At 57.2% G+C, this 17,585-nt stretch carries 13 protein-coding genes; 3 read left to right on the forward strand and 10 right to left on the reverse strand.

What is annotated here, in order from left to right; translation table 11 throughout:
* Positions 1-10 precede the first annotated feature (10 nt).
* The gene (locus ACTF58_RS10330; protein ID WP_438991892.1) at positions 11-220 is read right to left on the reverse strand and encodes a hypothetical protein; all 210 of its coding nucleotides are present in this window, start codon (positions 218-220) and stop codon (positions 11-13) included.
* The gene (locus ACTF58_RS10335) at positions 217-1,365 is read right to left on the reverse strand and encodes an aromatic ring-hydroxylating oxygenase subunit alpha (RefSeq protein ID WP_438991893.1); all 1,149 of its coding nucleotides are present in this window, start codon (positions 1,363-1,365) and stop codon (positions 217-219) included. The genes ACTF58_RS10330 and ACTF58_RS10335 overlap by 4 nt, the downstream gene beginning before the upstream one ends.
* A 138-nt stretch (positions 1,366-1,503) precedes the next feature.
* On the opposite strand from ACTF58_RS10335, the gene ACTF58_RS10340 reads away from it, so the two are divergent.
* The 3 genes from ACTF58_RS10340 (at position 1,504) to comE (ending at position 3,197) form a co-directional block, all read left to right on the forward strand.
* A complete protein-coding gene (locus ACTF58_RS10340; protein WP_438991894.1) occupies positions 1,504-2,034 on the forward strand; it encodes a DUF3833 domain-containing protein in 531 nt (176 codons plus the stop codon).
* A 105-nt stretch (positions 2,035-2,139) separates the two neighbouring features.
* On the forward strand, positions 2,140-2,646 hold the full coding sequence (gene comD, locus ACTF58_RS10345) for a sulfopyruvate decarboxylase subunit alpha (RefSeq protein WP_438991895.1): 507 nt from the start codon (positions 2,140-2,142) through the stop codon (positions 2,644-2,646).
* On the forward strand, positions 2,643-3,197 hold the full coding sequence (gene comE / locus ACTF58_RS10350) for a sulfopyruvate decarboxylase subunit beta (RefSeq protein WP_438991896.1): 555 nt from the start codon (positions 2,643-2,645) through the stop codon (positions 3,195-3,197). The genes comD and comE overlap by 4 nt, the downstream gene beginning before the upstream one ends.
* Before the next feature lie 6 nt (positions 3,198-3,203).
* On the opposite strand, the gene ACTF58_RS10355 is transcribed toward comE, so the two are convergent.
* From ACTF58_RS10355 to ACTF58_RS10390, 8 genes are all read right to left on the reverse strand, one after another.
* Positions 3,204-3,560, reverse strand: coding sequence for a DUF5368 domain-containing protein (locus ACTF58_RS10355; protein ID WP_438991897.1), 357 nt, complete (start codon positions 3,558-3,560; stop codon positions 3,204-3,206).
* A gap of 11 nt (positions 3,561-3,571) precedes the next feature.
* Positions 3,572-4,888, reverse strand: a complete 1,317-nt coding sequence (locus ACTF58_RS10360; RefSeq protein ID WP_438991898.1) for an NAD(P)/FAD-dependent oxidoreductase — start codon at positions 4,886-4,888, stop codon at positions 3,572-3,574.
* 160 nt (positions 4,889-5,048) lie between these two features.
* Positions 5,049-12,995: a Hint domain-containing protein gene (locus ACTF58_RS10365; RefSeq protein WP_438991899.1), complete on the reverse strand. Its 7,947-nt coding sequence runs from the start codon at positions 12,993-12,995 to the stop codon at positions 5,049-5,051.
* A 2-nt stretch (positions 12,996-12,997) separates the two neighbouring features.
* The gene (locus ACTF58_RS10370) at positions 12,998-13,165 is read right to left on the reverse strand and encodes a hypothetical protein (protein ID WP_438991900.1); all 168 of its coding nucleotides are present in this window, start codon (positions 13,163-13,165) and stop codon (positions 12,998-13,000) included.
* Positions 13,166-13,380: 215 nt separating this feature from the next.
* On the reverse strand, positions 13,381-14,793 hold the full coding sequence (locus ACTF58_RS10375) for a mannose-1-phosphate guanylyltransferase/mannose-6-phosphate isomerase (protein WP_438991901.1): 1,413 nt from the start codon (positions 14,791-14,793) through the stop codon (positions 13,381-13,383).
* A 50-nt stretch (positions 14,794-14,843) separates the two neighbouring features.
* On the reverse strand, positions 14,844-15,773 hold the full coding sequence (locus ACTF58_RS10380) for a sulfotransferase family 2 domain-containing protein (RefSeq protein WP_438991905.1): 930 nt from the start codon (positions 15,771-15,773) through the stop codon (positions 14,844-14,846).
* A gap of 47 nt (positions 15,774-15,820) precedes the next feature.
* Complete coding sequence (locus ACTF58_RS10385; RefSeq protein WP_438991902.1) at positions 15,821-16,525, reverse strand: FkbM family methyltransferase; 705 nt, start codon at positions 16,523-16,525, stop codon at positions 15,821-15,823.
* 82 nt (positions 16,526-16,607) lie between these two features.
* Positions 16,608-17,585, reverse strand: a 978-nt coding sequence (locus ACTF58_RS10390; RefSeq protein ID WP_438991903.1) for a glycosyltransferase, incomplete at its 5' end; no start/stop codon positions are given.

The raw sequence follows: 17,585 nt of genomic DNA on the forward strand, positions 1-17,585 counted from the left end.
GGCAGGGCAACTAAATCCGCCCCATCTCTCGCAAACGCTCACGCAAAAGAGGCGCGCGTAGGTCGCCCGCCTCCAGCGCAAAAACAAATGCGTGTGTGAGAAAGAACGACCGCTCGATAAGATCATTGGCCCGATCTGCCGCCTCGGTATACAGCCCAATCAGTCCCGCGCGGTCGTCTTTCTCATGCGCCACCAGAAGTCGCGATTGCAGCTCGCTCATTCTGCCGCCATTTGCTGACGATGTGATGTGATCTGATTGGCCACCCAATCGTGGAAGCAATGCGTTGGCCCGTCCATCGCGGGCGAGAAGCGGCCGCCGTCAAAGCCACGGCCATAGCGGCCCTTCTGCATCCCTTCGACAACAAAAATATCCTCGATAAAGACAGTTTTCCACTGGGTCGCATTCTTGGCGCGCAGGGCCTCATCGACCTTCGGCTCGGCATAAAACAAATGCACGTGCTCTAAAGTCTTATCAACCGCCTTCGGCTCCAGAATAATCGCAAAAGCATGGTCGCGCTGCACCCCCAACAGAACATTCGGGTAAACGGTGATATATTCGCCGCCAGTGTCCCATTTGTCCGAAAGGTTCGCAAAATCGGGAAATGTTTCGCCGTCTTGCCCTGTCAACTGACGGTAAACCAGCGTGCCCTGCCCAGAATAGCGCCCGTATTCTTCAATGTTGTAATGATCCTCAAGGCGCGAATAGCTGTTCAAGCCGGGATGAACCCATGGCAGGTGATAGCTCTCGCAGTAGTTTTCGACAGCCAGCTTCCAGTTGGTATTGACCTCAAGCTCAAATTTGCTGTCTTCGCCGCCGTGATACAGTGGCAAGTCAAACTCTTTCCAGCGCTCGAGAAGCTCGGCATGAACCTCTTCAAATGGGGCCGCGGTTCCGGAGGCGTTGATATAGACAACACCGAGCCAGATATAACTTGGAACTTCATAGAGGCCCAGCTCGCTGCGTGGCATATCTTTATGTGTGTTCATGCCCGGGCCGCCGACGTGAGGCGTCGCTACAAGCTCGCCTTTGGTGGAGTAACACCACGAATGATAGGGGCAGCGGATCGCCCCTTCGATTTTTTTGGGTTCCGAAACAAGGATCATACCACGGTGACGACAGGTGTTCTGAAAGACCCGCACATCGCCGTCTTTGTCGCGGATCAGCAGCAGCGGCATCCCAAGGAATTCGATCGGCTTCGCATCCCCGTTTTCTGGCACATCGGCTGTGACAGCAATACCCGACCAGTTCTTATAAAGAACAGCGTCGCGCTCCTCCAGAAAGACCCGCTCGTCTACATAATGATCATTGGGCAAGCCATTGGCCGTAGCCACGGGGCGCATTACGCCAGAAACGTCGGTTGTCATTGCGAATCCTCCTTCATGTTAAGTCTCTCTTAGGGCCGTGGCCGTGCCAAAACTTTTCTCACCGCGACACAGCTTTTCTCACCGCGACCGATTCCAAGTATTTTCCATCGGTCTGCGGGGCGGCGACGTAATAATGATATGAAACACATAACAATTGCCCTCGCCTTGCTTTTCCTCGTGTCGTGCACAGGCAAGCCTTCGTTTGATCACCCGCCCTTGTCTGAGCGAAAGCTCGATCTGGAGCAGTTCTTTCAAGGCGAATTCAAAGCCTATGGGCAGTTTCAGGACCGCTTTGGCAAGGTGCGGCAGCGCTTCACCGTCGCCATGACGGGGGAATGGGACGGCGGGACCCTCACCCTGACAGAAGATTTCAGCTACGAAAGCGGCGCAACAGAACAACGCATTTGGGAGCTGACCAAGACAGAGGCTGACGCATGGCGCGGAACGGCGGCGGGCGTGATAGGCGAGGCCACGGGTCGCGAAGCGGGCGACAGGTTTAACTGGCAATACACGATTGATTTGCCGCAGCCCGACAAAGGCGGCACATTGCGCGTCGAGTTTGATGACTGGATGTGGCTTCTCAGCGATGACCGCTTGCTCAACATTGCTTATGTGGAACGCTTTGGCATCAGGCTCGGAACAGTGACGATTACTTTCGAAAAGCAATAATCGCCACTTCAGGCAAACTTAAAACAAAGCGTCGCCCCCGAAACCCCTCTTGAGCAAAATGTGCATCAGCCCAATACTGTGGCCAAAAGCTTCGGGAGGGCTTCTATGAATATTGACAAGAAGATCACGGATGATCTTGTGGCGAATGATATTTCCTTTGTCACGACAGTGCCCTGCAAACAACTTGCAGGTGTGATTGACGAAATTGATAACCGCGACGAGATTTTTCACATTCCGTCCAACAAGGAAGACGAGGGCATGGGCCTCTGCGCTGGGGCGTGGATGGGGGGCAAGCGGCCTGCGATCATTATGCAGAACACCGCAATTGGCGTAACCATCAACACTTTGGCGACGCTCATTCAATATTATAGAATGCCGCTTCCGATGCTGATCAGCTATCGTGGAGAGCTGCGCGAGCCTGTCGCCTGCCAAGTTGAAATGGCAGTTCATACCAAAGCGCTTCTCGCCCAGATGAATATCCCGACCTACCACTTTCACAAACAGTCTGATGTCGAAGAGCTCGACATGATCCTGAAATATACCTTCATGTGCAACAAACCTGTGGCAATCCTGACGGATGCCAACTTCTGGGGAGGCTATGGCGACCAATGATCCGTTCTGAAATTCTGAAAGAAATCGCCCCGATCCTGCGTGACCAGCTTGTCGTCTGTAACATAGGCATTCCAAGTCAAGAGCTTCATGCGATTGATGACCAGCCGAGCAATTTTTATATGCTCGGAACCATGGGTCTTGCCTCAAGCATTGGCCTTGGGCTTGCACTCGCGCAGCCCAAGCCCGTAATCGTGATTGACGGTGACGGCTCGATCCTCACCAACATGGGCACATTGCCGACCATCGCCAATAATGTCGCCAACAACTACATTTTGATGATCATCGACAACGGCTCTTACGGCTCAACAGGAGATCAGCCGACATACACTGGTAAGAAAACATCGCTTGCCAAGGTCGCTGAGGCCTGTGGGTGCGAACGCGTGGTCGAATGCCGCGACGTTGACACAGGCCGCGTGCTTCAAGAGGCGCTCGACAGCGGCGAGATGACGGTCATGGTTGTCAAATGCGATAGCGGCAACGCCAAGATGCCGGTGATCACAATGGATCCGGTGATCATTCGAGACCGTTTCATGAAAGCGGTGGCCAGCTAAAAACGCTCAGGAGTGGGGGGCAGGGGGCCAGAACAGGGACTGAACAGTGTATATACAGACTGCCATACCCACGGCCCCACTGCCTGCCACACCCAGCAAAACGACCAAATCAATCGGCCCGCCGATGTCTGAAAAGCCCGATCGCGTCATGGTTTGGACGAAGACAACAGCCGCGATTGCGCCAAACGGCATGGAGAATTGCGCCCAAAGAAACTTTTTCCAACTGACAGTTCGGTCGCGGATCAAAACGTAAATATAGAGCGCCGTGACGGCCAAAGCCGCCACCACCATAGCCCAGAACAGCCCCCGCCCGAAGATTTCTTCAAAGACGGCGAGAAGTGTTGTAAGTGTAAGTTCTTGCATGATTTTCTTCCTTAAGCTTTGCCGCGGAGCATGGCGTTATAGGTCGCTTTTAGAGCCACTTCTTTCATCAACCAGCTGATCCAAAGCTCCTCCAGCGGAGCGATGATACCGGGGAAACTTGGAGTGAGATTGTTGTTGTAATCAAACTCAATCAACATCGCGCGCCCCACTTGGGTGATCAATGGGCAGGACGTATAACCGTTAAAGGCGGCATCGGTGGTGTCTCCCGAGATTTGCGCCACAAGATGTTCCTCAACCACAGGAACCTGCCACTTCACACTGGCCGCCGTCTTCCCCTTCGGCACACCTGCCACATCACCAAGAGCAAAGACTTCCGGATAGCGCAAGTGGCGAAGACTGGCCTTGTCGACCTCGACCCAGCCTTGATCAACCCATTTGTCGGCCCAGCTTAACCCTGACTGGCGCACGACATCTGGTGCGCGTTGGGGGGGAATCACATGAATGTAGTCATAATCGCGCTCCACTACGCCTTCGGGCGTGTCAAACCTTGCGCGCTTTGAACCGGCGTCAATGCTCGTCAACACGTGAGAGTAATCTGACGCGATCTCTCGATCCTCAAACAGCATCCGCACCTTTTCGGACACAATAGGCACACCAAACAGGCTTTTATTGTTGGACATATACCGCACATCCATCTTGCTGCGGGTTCCCGCTTTGCGGGCCAAATCATCAATCAGGAACGTATGTTTCAGGGGCGCTCCTGCACATTTCATCTCGGTCGCTGGGCGTGTGAAAAGCCCTATACCGCCATCTTCTGTGAATTTGGAGGCTGCTTTCCATGTCTTTGCCGCATAATCAGGCCCCGCATAAAGCGCGCCGATCCCATTTTCTCCAACCATATCAAGGGTAAAGCCTTCGATTGCATCATGGTCAAGCGTCAGCCCTGTTGCGATGATAAGATAATCATAGCTTAGTGTTTCGCCTCCAGCGAGCGCAACTTTACGCGCCTCAGGGTCAATGTTTGCGGCCCAATCCTGCTTTAGTGTCACTCCAGAAGGGAGCCAATCGACCGTTTGGCTAATTGAATAGCTCGCTGGTTTGAGGCCTGCTGCAATCAGGGAAAAGCCAGGTTGATACCAATGCGCTTGACGGCCATCTACAAGGGTGATCGAGGCGCCTTCCAAACGTTCAGTTAATCGGTTGGCTAAGGCCGTTCCCGCTGCACCAGCGCCTAGAATAAGGATTTTAGCATTGGTAGGAATTGGGGCTTGTGCCTCGCTAAACGTTCCCGAAAGCCCAAGCGCACCGGCCCCGGCAGCCAAGCCCAAGAACGCCCGACGCGATGGCGCCTTTGATTTATCAACCATGAATATTTCTCCACTTTACATAGGTGTTGTGGAATATGTATTTTCTCTCTGCGTTGATATAGGTCAATATAGTTGCGGGTTTAATGGGGGCATCGATATGCCCCCATTATTTCAGATACAGAGGTGCGTGCATCCTGAGTATCCAGCGCAGTTTAGCGGCTTACTGCTGCTGCACGAGTGCTCTTTCTGCCAAGTGAGAAGAACCAGCTTTGAGGGCAGCACAGGCCACACCCTGTGTGGGTGTCGCTTGAAGAGCTTGCACAGATTTTCGGCTGAGCGTTTCCAAACATCTTTGTCCATAGGCTGCTGCCAAACCCTCTGTCGCCTTAGGTGAAATGGCTGTTACCAAGGAGGACATCGCCTTCAAAGACAACATCTTGAGACTTTGCGGGCCAGGGTAGAAGCTTTCAGAGGCGGCCCCGTTGGCATAGATCACAGCGTGTTCTGGCAATAGGATATGATGGTAGGTCACATCAGATTTCGGCTTTGCAATATGCGCCATATCCGTGAACTCGGCGAGATGCTTTGCGCGGATAAACTGATCCTTGCCCTCGATTTGAACAACCATGCAATGCTGTTGCGAGACAAAGAGCGCGGAGTCATTGCCTAGCGCCTGCGGTTTGATCCGCACAGGGCGCAGGTTTTCTGCGGCTTTCTGCTGGGCGAGCGTCACGCGTGTATGATCACGCCAGAGGATTGGCTCATAGCCGCCTTGCGCGGTCAGCACCTTATCGTAGTCTGTGAGGTGTTCTACCGCGACTTCGCCTCTTTCTGTGCGGATCATCGTGCCACTCACGTAACAGACAATACCCATCGAGCCGAGTTCCGCCCCTGTATCGACTTGGTCTGGTGTGACGCCTTGAAGCGTGAGGCTTTCGCCATTGGGGAAGGTCAGGATCGCATCCCCTGTGCCGTCACCGTTGGTGTCGGTGATAACGACATCCCAAACATTTACAGGGTCGCCATTTGCATCGGTTAGGCCGCTAATGTCCAACTGATCGTTGGTGAAGCCGTCCGTGTCGTCGTCACCCATGTCGAAATCGGTGATGACGTCCGCGCCAGACCCGTCGGCGAACACATAGGTGTCGTCTCCTGTGCCGCCGATCAGCGTGTCATCGCCTACACCGCCTTTCAGGATGTCGTCGCCGCCTTCGCCGCGCAACTCGTTGGCTGCGGTGTCGCCGGTCAGCGTATCCGCCGCTGAGCCGCCGCGCAGGTGCTCGATGTTGGTCAGAACGTCTCCCTCGGCTTCGCCGCCGCTGGCTGTTCCTGCGCTGAGGTCGATGTTTATACCTGTGTTGTCAAGAACATAGCTAGCCTGGTCAATGCCCGCGCCGCCGTCCAGCGTATCCGCGCCCAATTGACCATAGAGCAGATCGTTGCCATCGCCACCGATGATGGAATCATTCCCACCGCCGCCGATCATGTTGTCGTCGCCCGCGCCGCCATCAATCGTGTCGTCGCCGCTTGCGCCGCGCAGGAAGTTGTCGCTGGCGTTGCCGGTGATGTTGTCGTCACCGCTGCCGCCGCGGATATCCTCGACATTGGTCAGGATGTCGCCTTCGGCGTCGCCGCCGCTTTCGGCCAGCGCATCGGAGAGGTCGATGGTCAGGTCAGCGGTTTCGCCGTTGTAGTCGACAAAATCCTCGCCCGCGCCGCCATCAATGATATCCGCGCCCGCGCTGCTGATGATCGTGTCATCGCCGTCGCCTGCGTCGATCACATCGTCGTTGGTGCCTGCGAGGTTGTCGTTACCATCAACCCCGTCGCCATTGGCGTCGGTGTAGCTGCCGTCGATCAGGTCATCACCCGCCGTGCCGTCGACCACATGATCCTTGGTGCCGAGCGGGACACCCATTGAGTTGAGCGTCGCCGCATCGGGGATCTGGGCAGGGGTCACGCCTTCCAGCGTGAGGCTCTCGCCGCCGGGGAAGGTCAGGATCGCGTCGCCTGTGCCGTCGCCGTTGGTGTCGGTGATCACCACGTCATCCGTCGTTACCGGCGTGGTGCCGCCGTCCGAGGTCAGGCCGGAGACATCGAAGGCGCTGTTGGACGTATAGGTTCCGTCACCGTTATCGGTCGGCGCCGCAAAACCTTTGACGACATCATTCCCGTCGCCATCGCTGAAAATGATGGTGTTCGAGCCCTGCGCGACGCCAATCGTATCGTTTCCCGCACCGCCCGAGAGGGTGTCGTTGCCTGCGTTTCCATATAACTCATCATCGCCGGCGCCACCGCGCAGGATATCGGCCCCTTCGCCGCCGTCGAGCGCGTCGTCGCCCGTGCCGCCATCAAGCGTATCATCTGCAAGGCCGCCCACCAATTGGTCCTGCCCCGCGCCACCGTCCAGGCTATCCCCGAAGGCCTGATGGGACGCGTCAGGGGCAGTGGTCTGCCCCGAAGTCAGCACGTCGTCGCCGTCGCCGCCAATCAATGTATCAGAGTCTGCCGTTGCCCCGTCGTCACCGCCAGATATGGTGTCGTTGCCCGCCCCGCCGTCCAGCAATTGGGCGGCGTTGCTTCCGGTGATGCTGTCGTTGCCGTCGCCGCCATAGGCCTGACCGATGTTGAAGCCTTCAAATGTGATTGTATCGTTGCCGTCGCCACCGAACACGGTGTCGCGGCTGGTTCCACCCGCGTTGGCGCCGGTTCGGATGATGTCATCGCCCGCGCCGCCATCGATGGTGTCCTGGCCCGCGCCGCCGGTAATGCTGTCGTTGCCCGCGCCGGTTGCGACGTCGATACCCGCGCCGGGGGTGGTCTGGGCGGTGGCGTCGATGGTGTCGTCGCCCGCGCCGGTCTCGATCGCCTCGATCTCGGAGAATTGCGCCGTGCTGACGCCATCGGTCAGCGTGCCCGCCTCATTGCCAGTGAAAGTGACGGTGATATCGTCGGTGATCGGCGTGCCGGCTTGGGTCGTGGTGAGCAGGTCTTGATCCACACCCCCCTCGCCGCCGATGATCGTGTCGGCTCCGAACACGCCTGCCAGCAAGAAGGTATCGGCATCGTCGCCCCCCTCGACCAGATCGTCGCCCGCGTTGCCGTGGAGTGTGTCGTTGCCGGCGCCGCCTTGCAGCGTGTCATGGCCGAAAAATTCGCTGTCGCCATTGATGACGTCGTCGCCCGCGCCACCGACAAGTGTGTCGTCACCAGACTGACCAAAAACGGTGTCGTCGCCCGCGCCACCACTGACACTGTCATCGCCCGCACCCGCCACGACCAGATCCGCGCCGTCGCCCGCGTCGATCACGTCGTCGTTGGTGCCTGCGAGGTTGTCGTTGCCATCGACCCCGTCGCCATCGGCGTCGGTGTAACTGCCGTTGATCACGTCATCGCCCGCGGTGCCGTCGACCACGTAATCCTTGGTGCCTGCCGGGATTCCCATCGACACCAGTGTCGCCGCATCGGGGATCTGGGCAGGGGTCACGCCTTGCAGCGTGATGCTCTCGCCGCCGGGGAAGGTCAGGATCGCGTCGCCGGTGCCGTCGCCATTGGTGTCGGTGATGACCACATCGTCGGTGGTCACAGGCGTCGTGCCGCCGTCTGAGGTCAGGCCTGTGACATCCAACTGATCGTTGGTGAAGCCGTCCGTGTCGTCGTCGCCCATATCGAAATCGGTGATAACATCGGCATTGCCGCCATCGGCCATGACGAAGGTGTCGTTATCCGCGCCGCCGTAAAGCGTGTCGTCGCCCGCCCCGCCGTCGATCAGGTCATCGCCATCGCCGCCGTACAGCGTATCGTTGCCAACAGCTCCCGGGGCGCTGACGCCTGCGTAGCCTTGCAGGCTGGTGCTTTCTCCGCCAGTGTCCGGCCCGCTCATCCGCAAATCGAGCGCCTGATCGGTGCCACCCTGAAGGTAGATCACCTCGATGGTGTAGGTGCCGGGCGTCAGGGTTTGAGCGGCGCTGTCAAAGAAGGTGGCACTTTGCTGGCTGTCGCCATTGATGATCTCGACCCCGTCGATGAAGACGCGCACATTGTCGTCGGCCACGGCCGAGAAGTCATAGTTGCCGCCTTGGGTGATTGTCAGCTCGGTCTCGAACTTGAACGCCTGGTGTTCGCCGGGGTTGAGCGCGTCGGGGTGGATCGCGCTGGAAAACCCGGTGGCGTCGGGGGTGTTGGTGTTGTCGGTGCCGCCGTTCAGGGTAAAGCCCACATCGGCCAGAGTGCTGTCGAGGTCCATGGTCAGCGGGTCGATATCGAACCGCTCCCACGCCCAGGAGCCGCCATCGCCGCTCAGCACATCGTTGCCGGAGCCGCCCGTCAGGCTGTCATCGCCCGCACCGCCAAGGCCGGTCATGCCTGCGGTGTCGAGGCTGGCTTCAAGCGTGTCGTCGCCCGCGCCAAGCGCGATCGTTTCCACATTGCTGAAATCGGTGCTGTCCGCGCCCAGATCGGCCGTGCCCGAGCCTGCGCCATCATAGGTCACATCCGCTCCGGTCGCGCCGCCCTCGATCACCAGCGCATCGTCGTCCGCGCCGCCGTCAAAGGTGTCGGTGCCGCTGCCGGTCGTCATGATCGAGATGTCGCTGCCCGCGCCGCCGTCCAGCGTATCGTTGCCCGCATCGCCCATCAGGACGTCGCCGCCATCGCCGCCGGTCAGGCTATCGCCGCCGTCACCACCTCGCAGGATGTCGTCGCCCGTGCCGCCATCGGCCACGTCCGCACCATCGCCGCCATAGATCGCATCGCGGCCCTCGCCGCCGTCGATCGTGTCACTGCCCTCATCACCGTAGAGCACATCCTCGCCCGCGCCACCGTCGATCAGGTCGTCGTCTTCCTGTCCACGGATCAGGTCATCCCCGGCCCCTGCGGACAGCGTGTCATTGCCCGTGCCGCCTGCAAGAACCTGCTCGCCTGCATCGGTGGTGATGTCATCAGCGCCATCGCGGCCCGAGACGCGGGTGGTGTTCGCATCGCCGACAAAGGTGTCATCGCCCTCCGAAAGGACGAATTCCTCAATATTGGTGATGGTGTCGCCTTCGGCCTCGCCGCCGGTTTCGGCCAAGCCGTCAGTCAGGTCGATGTCGGTGCCGGTCGTGCCGTTGAAGACAGCAGTGTCAACGCCATCGCCACCGTCGATAACATCGGCTCCGTCCTGGCCCAGAAGCCTGTCGTCACCGTCCCCACCTGTGAGGGAGTCGTCACCATCCCCACCGAAGAGGGAATCGTCACCCTCGCCGCCGTCGACACTGTCGCTCCCGTCATCGCCGCGGAGTGTGTCGTTGCCTGTGCCGCCATCAATCGTGTCGTCGCCGTCGCCGCCGCGAACATTGTCATTGCCCGCACCGGAAGAAAGCGTGAGGCCGGTGTTGTCCTGCGCGCCAAGGATCGTGTCGTCGCCATCGCCGGTTGTCACGGCCTCGATATCGGTAAATGTCGCGGTGTTGGTGCCGTCGGTCAGCGTGCCGGCCTCGTCTCCCGAGAAGGTCACGGTGACACCGGTGGTCATTGCGCCCGCATCCAGCGTGTCTTCGTCCACGCCTGTGCTGCCGCCGTCGATGCTGTCGGTGCCAAAGCCGTCTTCCAGCCGGATCTCGTCCTGCCCGCCGCCGCCTGCGATGGTGTCGTCGCCCGCGCCGCCGGTCAGCGTGTCGTCGGCGTCGCCGCCGGTGACGGTGTCGTTTCCCTCACCGCCGTCGATGAAATCGCCTTGATGCAGGTTGACCGTGCCGACAAAGCCGGAGCTGAGGTCATCATCGCCCGCGCCGCCATAGATCGTGTCGCTCTCGGCAGTTCCGGCCTCGGCGTCGCCGACCACGGTGTCGTTGCCCTCATTGGCATAAACCACCTGGCTGACATTGCCGGTGTAAATCAGGTCGTCACCGTCGCCGCCATGCATCGTCTCGTGGCTGTTGCCGGACACCAGCGTGTCATTGCCCGCACCGCCGTAGAACACGTTGGTTCCCACGGTGCCGCCCGCGAACGTCCCCGCGAACTGCCCGATGATCAGGTCGTCGCCATCGCCGCCATAGAAGGTGTCGTCGCCGTTGGACAGGGTGGAATTGCCGCCGGTGTCGATGATGATGTCATCGCCATCGCCGCCCTGGACCAGATCGTCGCCCGCACCGGCATGGATGATATCGTCGTCCGAGCCGTCGAGCGCATCGCCGCCATCGACGACATTGCCGTCCGGGTCGCCCGCATAGGCGGCGTCGATGGTGTCATCGCCCGCGCCGCCCATGACGATGCCATCGTCCGTGCCCGCCGGAATGCCCATCGCGGTCAGGATCGCGACCTGGTTGACCTCGCTCGGGGTGATGCCCTGCAAGGTAAAGCTTTCGCCCATGGGGAAGCTGATGATCACATCGCCGGTGCCGTCGCCGTTGGTGTCGCTGAGGGTGACGTCATCGGTCGTCACCTGATTGCCCGACGCGTTCAGCACGCCACCGATGCTCAGGGTGTCGCCGCTGGTGCTGCTCCACGTGCCGGTGGTGATGTTCAAGTCCGGCAGTTCGAAATCGGTGATCGTGTCCTGACCTTCACCCGCAACCATGCGGAAGGTATCGCGCCCCGCACCACCGGTCAGCAGGTCGTCGCCCGCCTGACCGTTGATCCAGTCATCGCCGCCGCCGCCGTCGATCGTGTCGTCGCCCGCGCCCGCCGAGAACGTGTTGTTGTTCGCATCACCGGTGAGGTTGTCAGCGGCGCTGCCGCCGCGGATATGCTCGAAATTCGAGATCACATCGCCCTGCGCCTCGCCGCCCGAGGCGGAGTTGGTCGACAGATCGACCGTGACGCCCTCGGTGTCCCAAATGTAATCCAGCCAGTCAGCGCCATCGCCGCCATCCAGCGTATCGGCCCCGTCCTGGCCCATGATCCAGTCGTCGCCATCGCCGCCCGCGATGCTGTCATCGCCATCGCCGCCGCGCAGGAGGTTGTTGCCCGCGTCGCCGGTGAGCGTGTCGTCGTGGGACGTGCCCCAGACATTCTCGAAGCCCGAGATCGTGTCGCCCTGCGCCGCCCCGCCAGAAGCGCTGTTGGTCAAAAGATCAATATTAACGCCGCTGCCCACCGCCTCGCTGGAGCCGTCGTCATAGCGCAGCCAGTCGATGCCATCGCCGCCCGACAGGCTGTCGGCCCCCGCGCCGCCATAAAGCTGATCGTGGCCCGCGCCGCCCGTGAGGGTGTCGTCGCCGTCCTGTCCTACCAGATTGTTATTGCCTGCAGCGCCGGTGAGGTTGTCATCGCCGGTGCCGCTGCGGATATTCTCGAAATTCGAGATCACATCGCCCTGCGCCTCGCCGCCCGAGGCGGTGTTGGTGGACAGATCGACCGTGACGCCCTCGGTATCGAAATGATAGTCCAGCCAGTCGTTTCCATCGCCGCCATCCAGCGTATCGGCCCCGTCCTGGCCATAGATCCGGTCAGTGCCCGCGCCGCCCGCGATGCTGTCATCGCCCGCGCCGCCGCGCAGAACGTTGTTGCCCGCATCGCCCGTCAGCGTGTCGTCATGGATGCCGCCCTGCACATTCTCGAAGCCCGAGATCGTGTCGCCCTGCGCCGCGCCGCCCGAGGCGGAGTTGGTCGACAGATCAATATTGACGCCGCTGCCCACCGCATCGCTGGAGGCATCATTATAGCGCAGCCAGTCCGTGCCCGCGCCGCCCGACAGGCTGTCCGCCCCCGCGCCGCCAAAAAGCTCATCGTTGCCATCGCCACCGATGATCGTGTCGTCGCCGTCTTCGCCATACAGGCTGTCCGCCCCCGCGCCGCCGTCGATGCTGTCGTCGCCATCGCCCCCGCTCGCAACGTCGTCTCCAGCGCCCGTATCGAGCGTGTCAGCACCTGCAGCGCCTGTGATTGTCTGGTCGTCTCCATCAAGGCTTACATTGCCTCCGCCAGCGGGCATCAGGATGGTGTCAAAAAAGTCCAACGCGCCGCTGGCCAAGTTGACATCGGTGCCTGTCGCACCTGCGCTGCCGATTGTGTAGGTGGTTGTGCCATCTGAAATTTGGAGATTGCTGTTGGTTGTGTAGTCATATGTGACCGTAAAGTTTGCTGGCAGTGCCGCCATATCGAGTGTGTCGCCGTTGACAGCGTTGATCGCAGACCAGAAGGCCACATCGTTCCAGTTTAGGGCGGTAAGGGTAAATACGGCCATGATCAGACCTCCTGTATGTGTGTTGCGGCCTGCGCGACGTGCAGCGACTTGGACGTTGTTTTGAGGGTGATGAGAGCAGCTGCATGGGATTTTACCGCCGTATTATGGGCGGTGGCACTGTCAACAACAGGCGCGGGATCGCTCTGATCCCAGAGGGCAATATAGGCCATACTCGTGTCTCACTATACGTTTCTTATTTTTGCTTATCGCCGTGAAATGTGGCGAAAAAGTTTCTTAAGTAGGGAAGTATCATGAAACTCTGTATAAATTTGGTATGAGATTTTTTATCCCAAATGCGGCGTTGCATTTGAGTCACGGCCTGTGAGTGCCGTATTTTTTATTGAGGGTTATGTGCTTTGGCCGCCGTTTTATCGCGCACCCGAGATCAACTGCGCGCGTAAATATCTTCGTAGCGAATGATATCATCTTCGCCCAGATAGCCCCCAGTCTGGACCTCGATCAGGACCATGGGCATTTTGCCAGGATTTTCCATACGGTGCTTTGCCCCAAGAGGAATATAGACAGATTCATTTTCTGTAATGAGCTTGATCTCGTCATCTACAGTGACTTTTGCGGTGCCTGTGACAACGATCCAATGTTCGGAGCGGTGATGGTGACTTTGAAGGCTTAGGGATGCGCCCGGGTGAACATGGATACGTTTGACCTGAAAGCGATCGGACAGAATGAGTGTTTCAAACCACCCCCAAGGCCGGTGATCGACAGGAAATTGGACCGCTTGCTTTGCAGCACGATTTTTGAGCGTAGCAACGGCGTGTTTTACATTTTGACTATCGGATATGTCGGCGACCATGACAGCGTCGCGCATGGCGACGGCCACCACATTTTTGAGACCGATCCCCACCAGCTCGATTTCATCACTCTCCGAGCGCAAGAGGGTGTTTTCACAGTTTAAGGCTGTGGTGTGTTCGGTCATTGCATTACCATCAGCATCACGGGGAGACACTTGCCACACGGCCTCCCAGCTGCCTAAATCGGACCACTTCCCATCAAATCGCACAACACTCACGTTGTTTGCCTTTTCCATGACGGCATAGTCTATCGAAATATCTGGAACCTCCGCCCAAGCGTCTGGGTCAAGGCGGGTGAAGCCGAGATCGAGCGTTGCCTTTTTCACCGCGTCTTCGACGGCTGTGAGCACATTTGGTGCATGGATCTGGAAGGCTTTGATCAGGACATCGACACGTGCAAGAAACACACCCGCATTCCAGAGGTAGCGGGTGTCGTTGAGTAGGGCTTCGGCTTTTTCGCGGTCGGGCTTCTCAATAAATTGTTTCAGTTCCATTACGGAAGGGTGGGTTTCATCGCCGCTTTCGAGCCAGCCATAGCCCGTTTCGGCGCGGTCAGGAGCGATCCCGAAGGTTACAATTTGGCCGTCGCGAGCAGCCACAGCGCCTGCGCAGACCGCATCACGAAAGGCCTGTGGATCGGTTATGGCGTGATCGGAGGGAACCAGAAGCATCAGTGCTTGAGGGTCTGTCTGCGCTAAAGCCAAGGCCGCTCCAATGGCTGCTGGTGCTGTGTTGCGGCCGTCAGGTTCAATTAAGATGCCACCTGCCTTGATCTCACAGGCATCAAGCTGTTCCTCGACAATGAAGCGAAAGCTATCCCCAGTGACGAGCAGAGGGTTGGAGAAACTCTTACCTGAGAAACGCTTGGCAGAGGCTTGAAACAAGCTTTCCTCGCCCAGAATGGACGCGAATTGTTTTGGAAAGCTTTTGCGAGACAATGGCCAAAGGCGTGTGCCTGAGCCACCACAGAGAAGAACAGGGGTAATCATTAAAAGATCCTTGGGTAGGAGGCTGGAATACTAACTAAAGGGTAGACCTGTCACTGGGTCTTGGTAGGGGGTGGGTCTTGCGCAAAATAGAGTTGTTCCGCGACATTATAGAATACTTCGTCCCATGCTGTGAACGCATTATACAGCAAAGTCTGATCTGGAGTGAGCGCACTGAGCGCATTTTCTAGATTACTTGGAGAGGGTGCCATATTTTCCCACACGTCTGGTGTCCCTACAATCAAGCCTCTTACCGATAGGCGATGAACAAAGTGGTTGAAATGTTCTGTAAGGCCAAAAACCATATCGGGTGAGGCAATGTTTCGGACCGCCGTCAGCAGAAGTTGAGGGTCGCTGGCTCCGTCACGTTGCATTTTGAGGCCAGCCAACCGGCGGATCTGGCCATTGTTGACCTCGTTGATATGCCCGTTCGCTGGATCTGCTGTCCACTCTAAAAATGTGCCAAACGACATATCTTGGCCGCCGACAAATTTTTGACTGTGATGATCCGTCGTGCGATACAAATACTTGTAATAGCTTAATAGCCGTGCCGCTGGCTTGCGCAGAACGCAAATATAATTATGCCCTTGAGGCAAAAGATGCGCAATTCCATGTGAAAGATGCCCATAAATAAAACTTGCTTTGCGGCGCTTTGTTTCTGAGAGTGCGGCGAAGGTCGCTAAGTCGCCGTCGCTGACAGGCAATTGGGTGCCTGAAGCAACATGAGGCGCAAGAATCCGTGTGAGACTTGAGCCCGCAGTTTTGGGGATATGCAAATGGACCAGCGCGCGCGCCGGACGCATTGAATGATTGGTCTTCAAATTGCGGGCCGAATTTTTGTTATTAAACTCTCGAGAGTTGAGGAATGCATTGCGCAGCTGCTCGAATGATATTTCGCTTGAAGCCATAACGTTGACTTCGGTCTCAGAAGCCTCTCGGTCAAGAAAAAGGCGGTAGGCGACCTTAATAGTTTCTTTTGTCACGTCCAAGGGAAGTCTCTTTGCAGTTTTTGTGAAGATAAGGCAGGCATCTATTTTGATTTAATGACAGTTTTCATGTGTGTTTCTATCTGCGGGTCAAAGCCCGCCAAGATGTTGGGGAAGCGGAATTTCGTGACATGAAGGTTCATCACTCTATAGCGTTGATCAGGGTTGTGCAGGTTTGCCATTGCACTGTTGTCGCGCTCCAAAGCAAGCAGGACAGGAAAAGTGGCTGCTAGCTGATCAAGGAAGTCAGGGACGCTCACACGATGCATAATGTTAAGGCAAAAATGGTTGAGTTCGAGTATTATAATAGGCTTTTGTGCTGTTAATACCGACCGAGCCCCACGCAGAACACGCGGCTCAAAACCTTCAACATCTAGTTTGATAAAATCAGGTTGATCTGCATGATTGTAGAAAAACCTGTCCATAGTCTCGATCTCGATTGTCTCGGTGATGTGCCCTGCAGTGAGCTTCAGGGTGTCGCTCACAAAACCACCTGAGCGGTTGGAAGGGGCGAATGTGATTGTCTGCTGCTCGTGTTGGTCGCCCATGCCAAGGTTGTGAGCGTCGACATTCACAGCCTTATTGCTGTCCAGATTACTGCGTAAAAAAGCAAATGTGCTGGGTGATGGCTCGAAAGCGAAGGTTTTGCGCGCAAGCTGGGAAAACAAGAGAGCGGTCATGCCAATGTTGGCTCCGACATCGGCAACCACCATATCGGGGTGTATCAGGGCCTTAAAGACAGCGGCCATTTCTGGTTCAAAGACCTCAGGCATCTGGGAGAGATATTGGTCATCGGATGAAACGGTGTGGCGAATGCCACCGATAGAAATGTTACGCTGCACTGCTGTGACGCCCCTTTTTGAGGATGTCTTGTAAGCGTGCGCCATATCTTTTTGCGATCGCCTCTAGAGAGAAATTTTCATGAATGAGGGCTCTTGCCGCGGTGGCTTTTGCCGCGCGTGCCACTGGATCATCAAAAGCTGCACGTAATTGCGCTGCAGCGTGGTTAATATCAGGCTCAGCCCAGACAGAGCCGTTCCTTACGAAGATATAATCGTCTTTCTGTAGCGGTGTTTCGATAAAATCGACAAGCCATGCCGTATCTTGGTTGCAAAAGTCCAAATTGCCCGAATACCCTGTGCAGACGACTGGCACCCCAAGGTTCATCGCTTCTATCATGCCAAAGCCCCAGCCTTCAGATTTATGCAGGCTAATGTAGCAATCGGACCCCGCCTTAAGTTGAAGCAAGTTTTGATAGGAGAGTGTTTCATTCATCACAATGATACGAGGGTCGGACTGTACGATCGTATCGACTTGATCCCATAAATGCATTTGGACGGGATCAAACACGCTGTCTCGGTTTTGAGTTTTTACAATCAGTCGCGCTTCTCGAATGCCGACAAAGGCTTGCTGGAAAGCCCGTAATACGGCCACTGGGTTTTTGCGTTGAACAAAGGAAAAACTATCAAATGCGACTAAGCAAATGTAGTTTTTTGCCGAAAACTTGAAGCGACGCTCTATAAAGTCGCGACTACGGTCTCGACATATTTCTGCTGTGTCTTCAAAGCACATGCCGACATTCACGACCGGTTTTCCGTTTGAATCCTTTTGATAGATTTGCATGCCATAGTCTGTCGAAACCCAGATTTCGTCCAGCATTTCCATGCCTAGATAGTGGCAATAAGCGGGTTTATCGAGTTCCCAAAAGAAGTAGCCGATGTTGTAGCTGTTTGAAAAAACATCGGGCTGATAGGCGAAGGCGAGCGGAATGGATTCCGCATTCAGGTGAATGAGGTTGATCCTTGCCGG

The sequence above is a fragment of the Lentibacter sp. genome (assembly GCF_965657785.1).
In the GTDB taxonomy this organism is placed as follows: Bacteria; Pseudomonadota; Alphaproteobacteria; order Rhodobacterales; family Rhodobacteraceae; genus Lentibacter.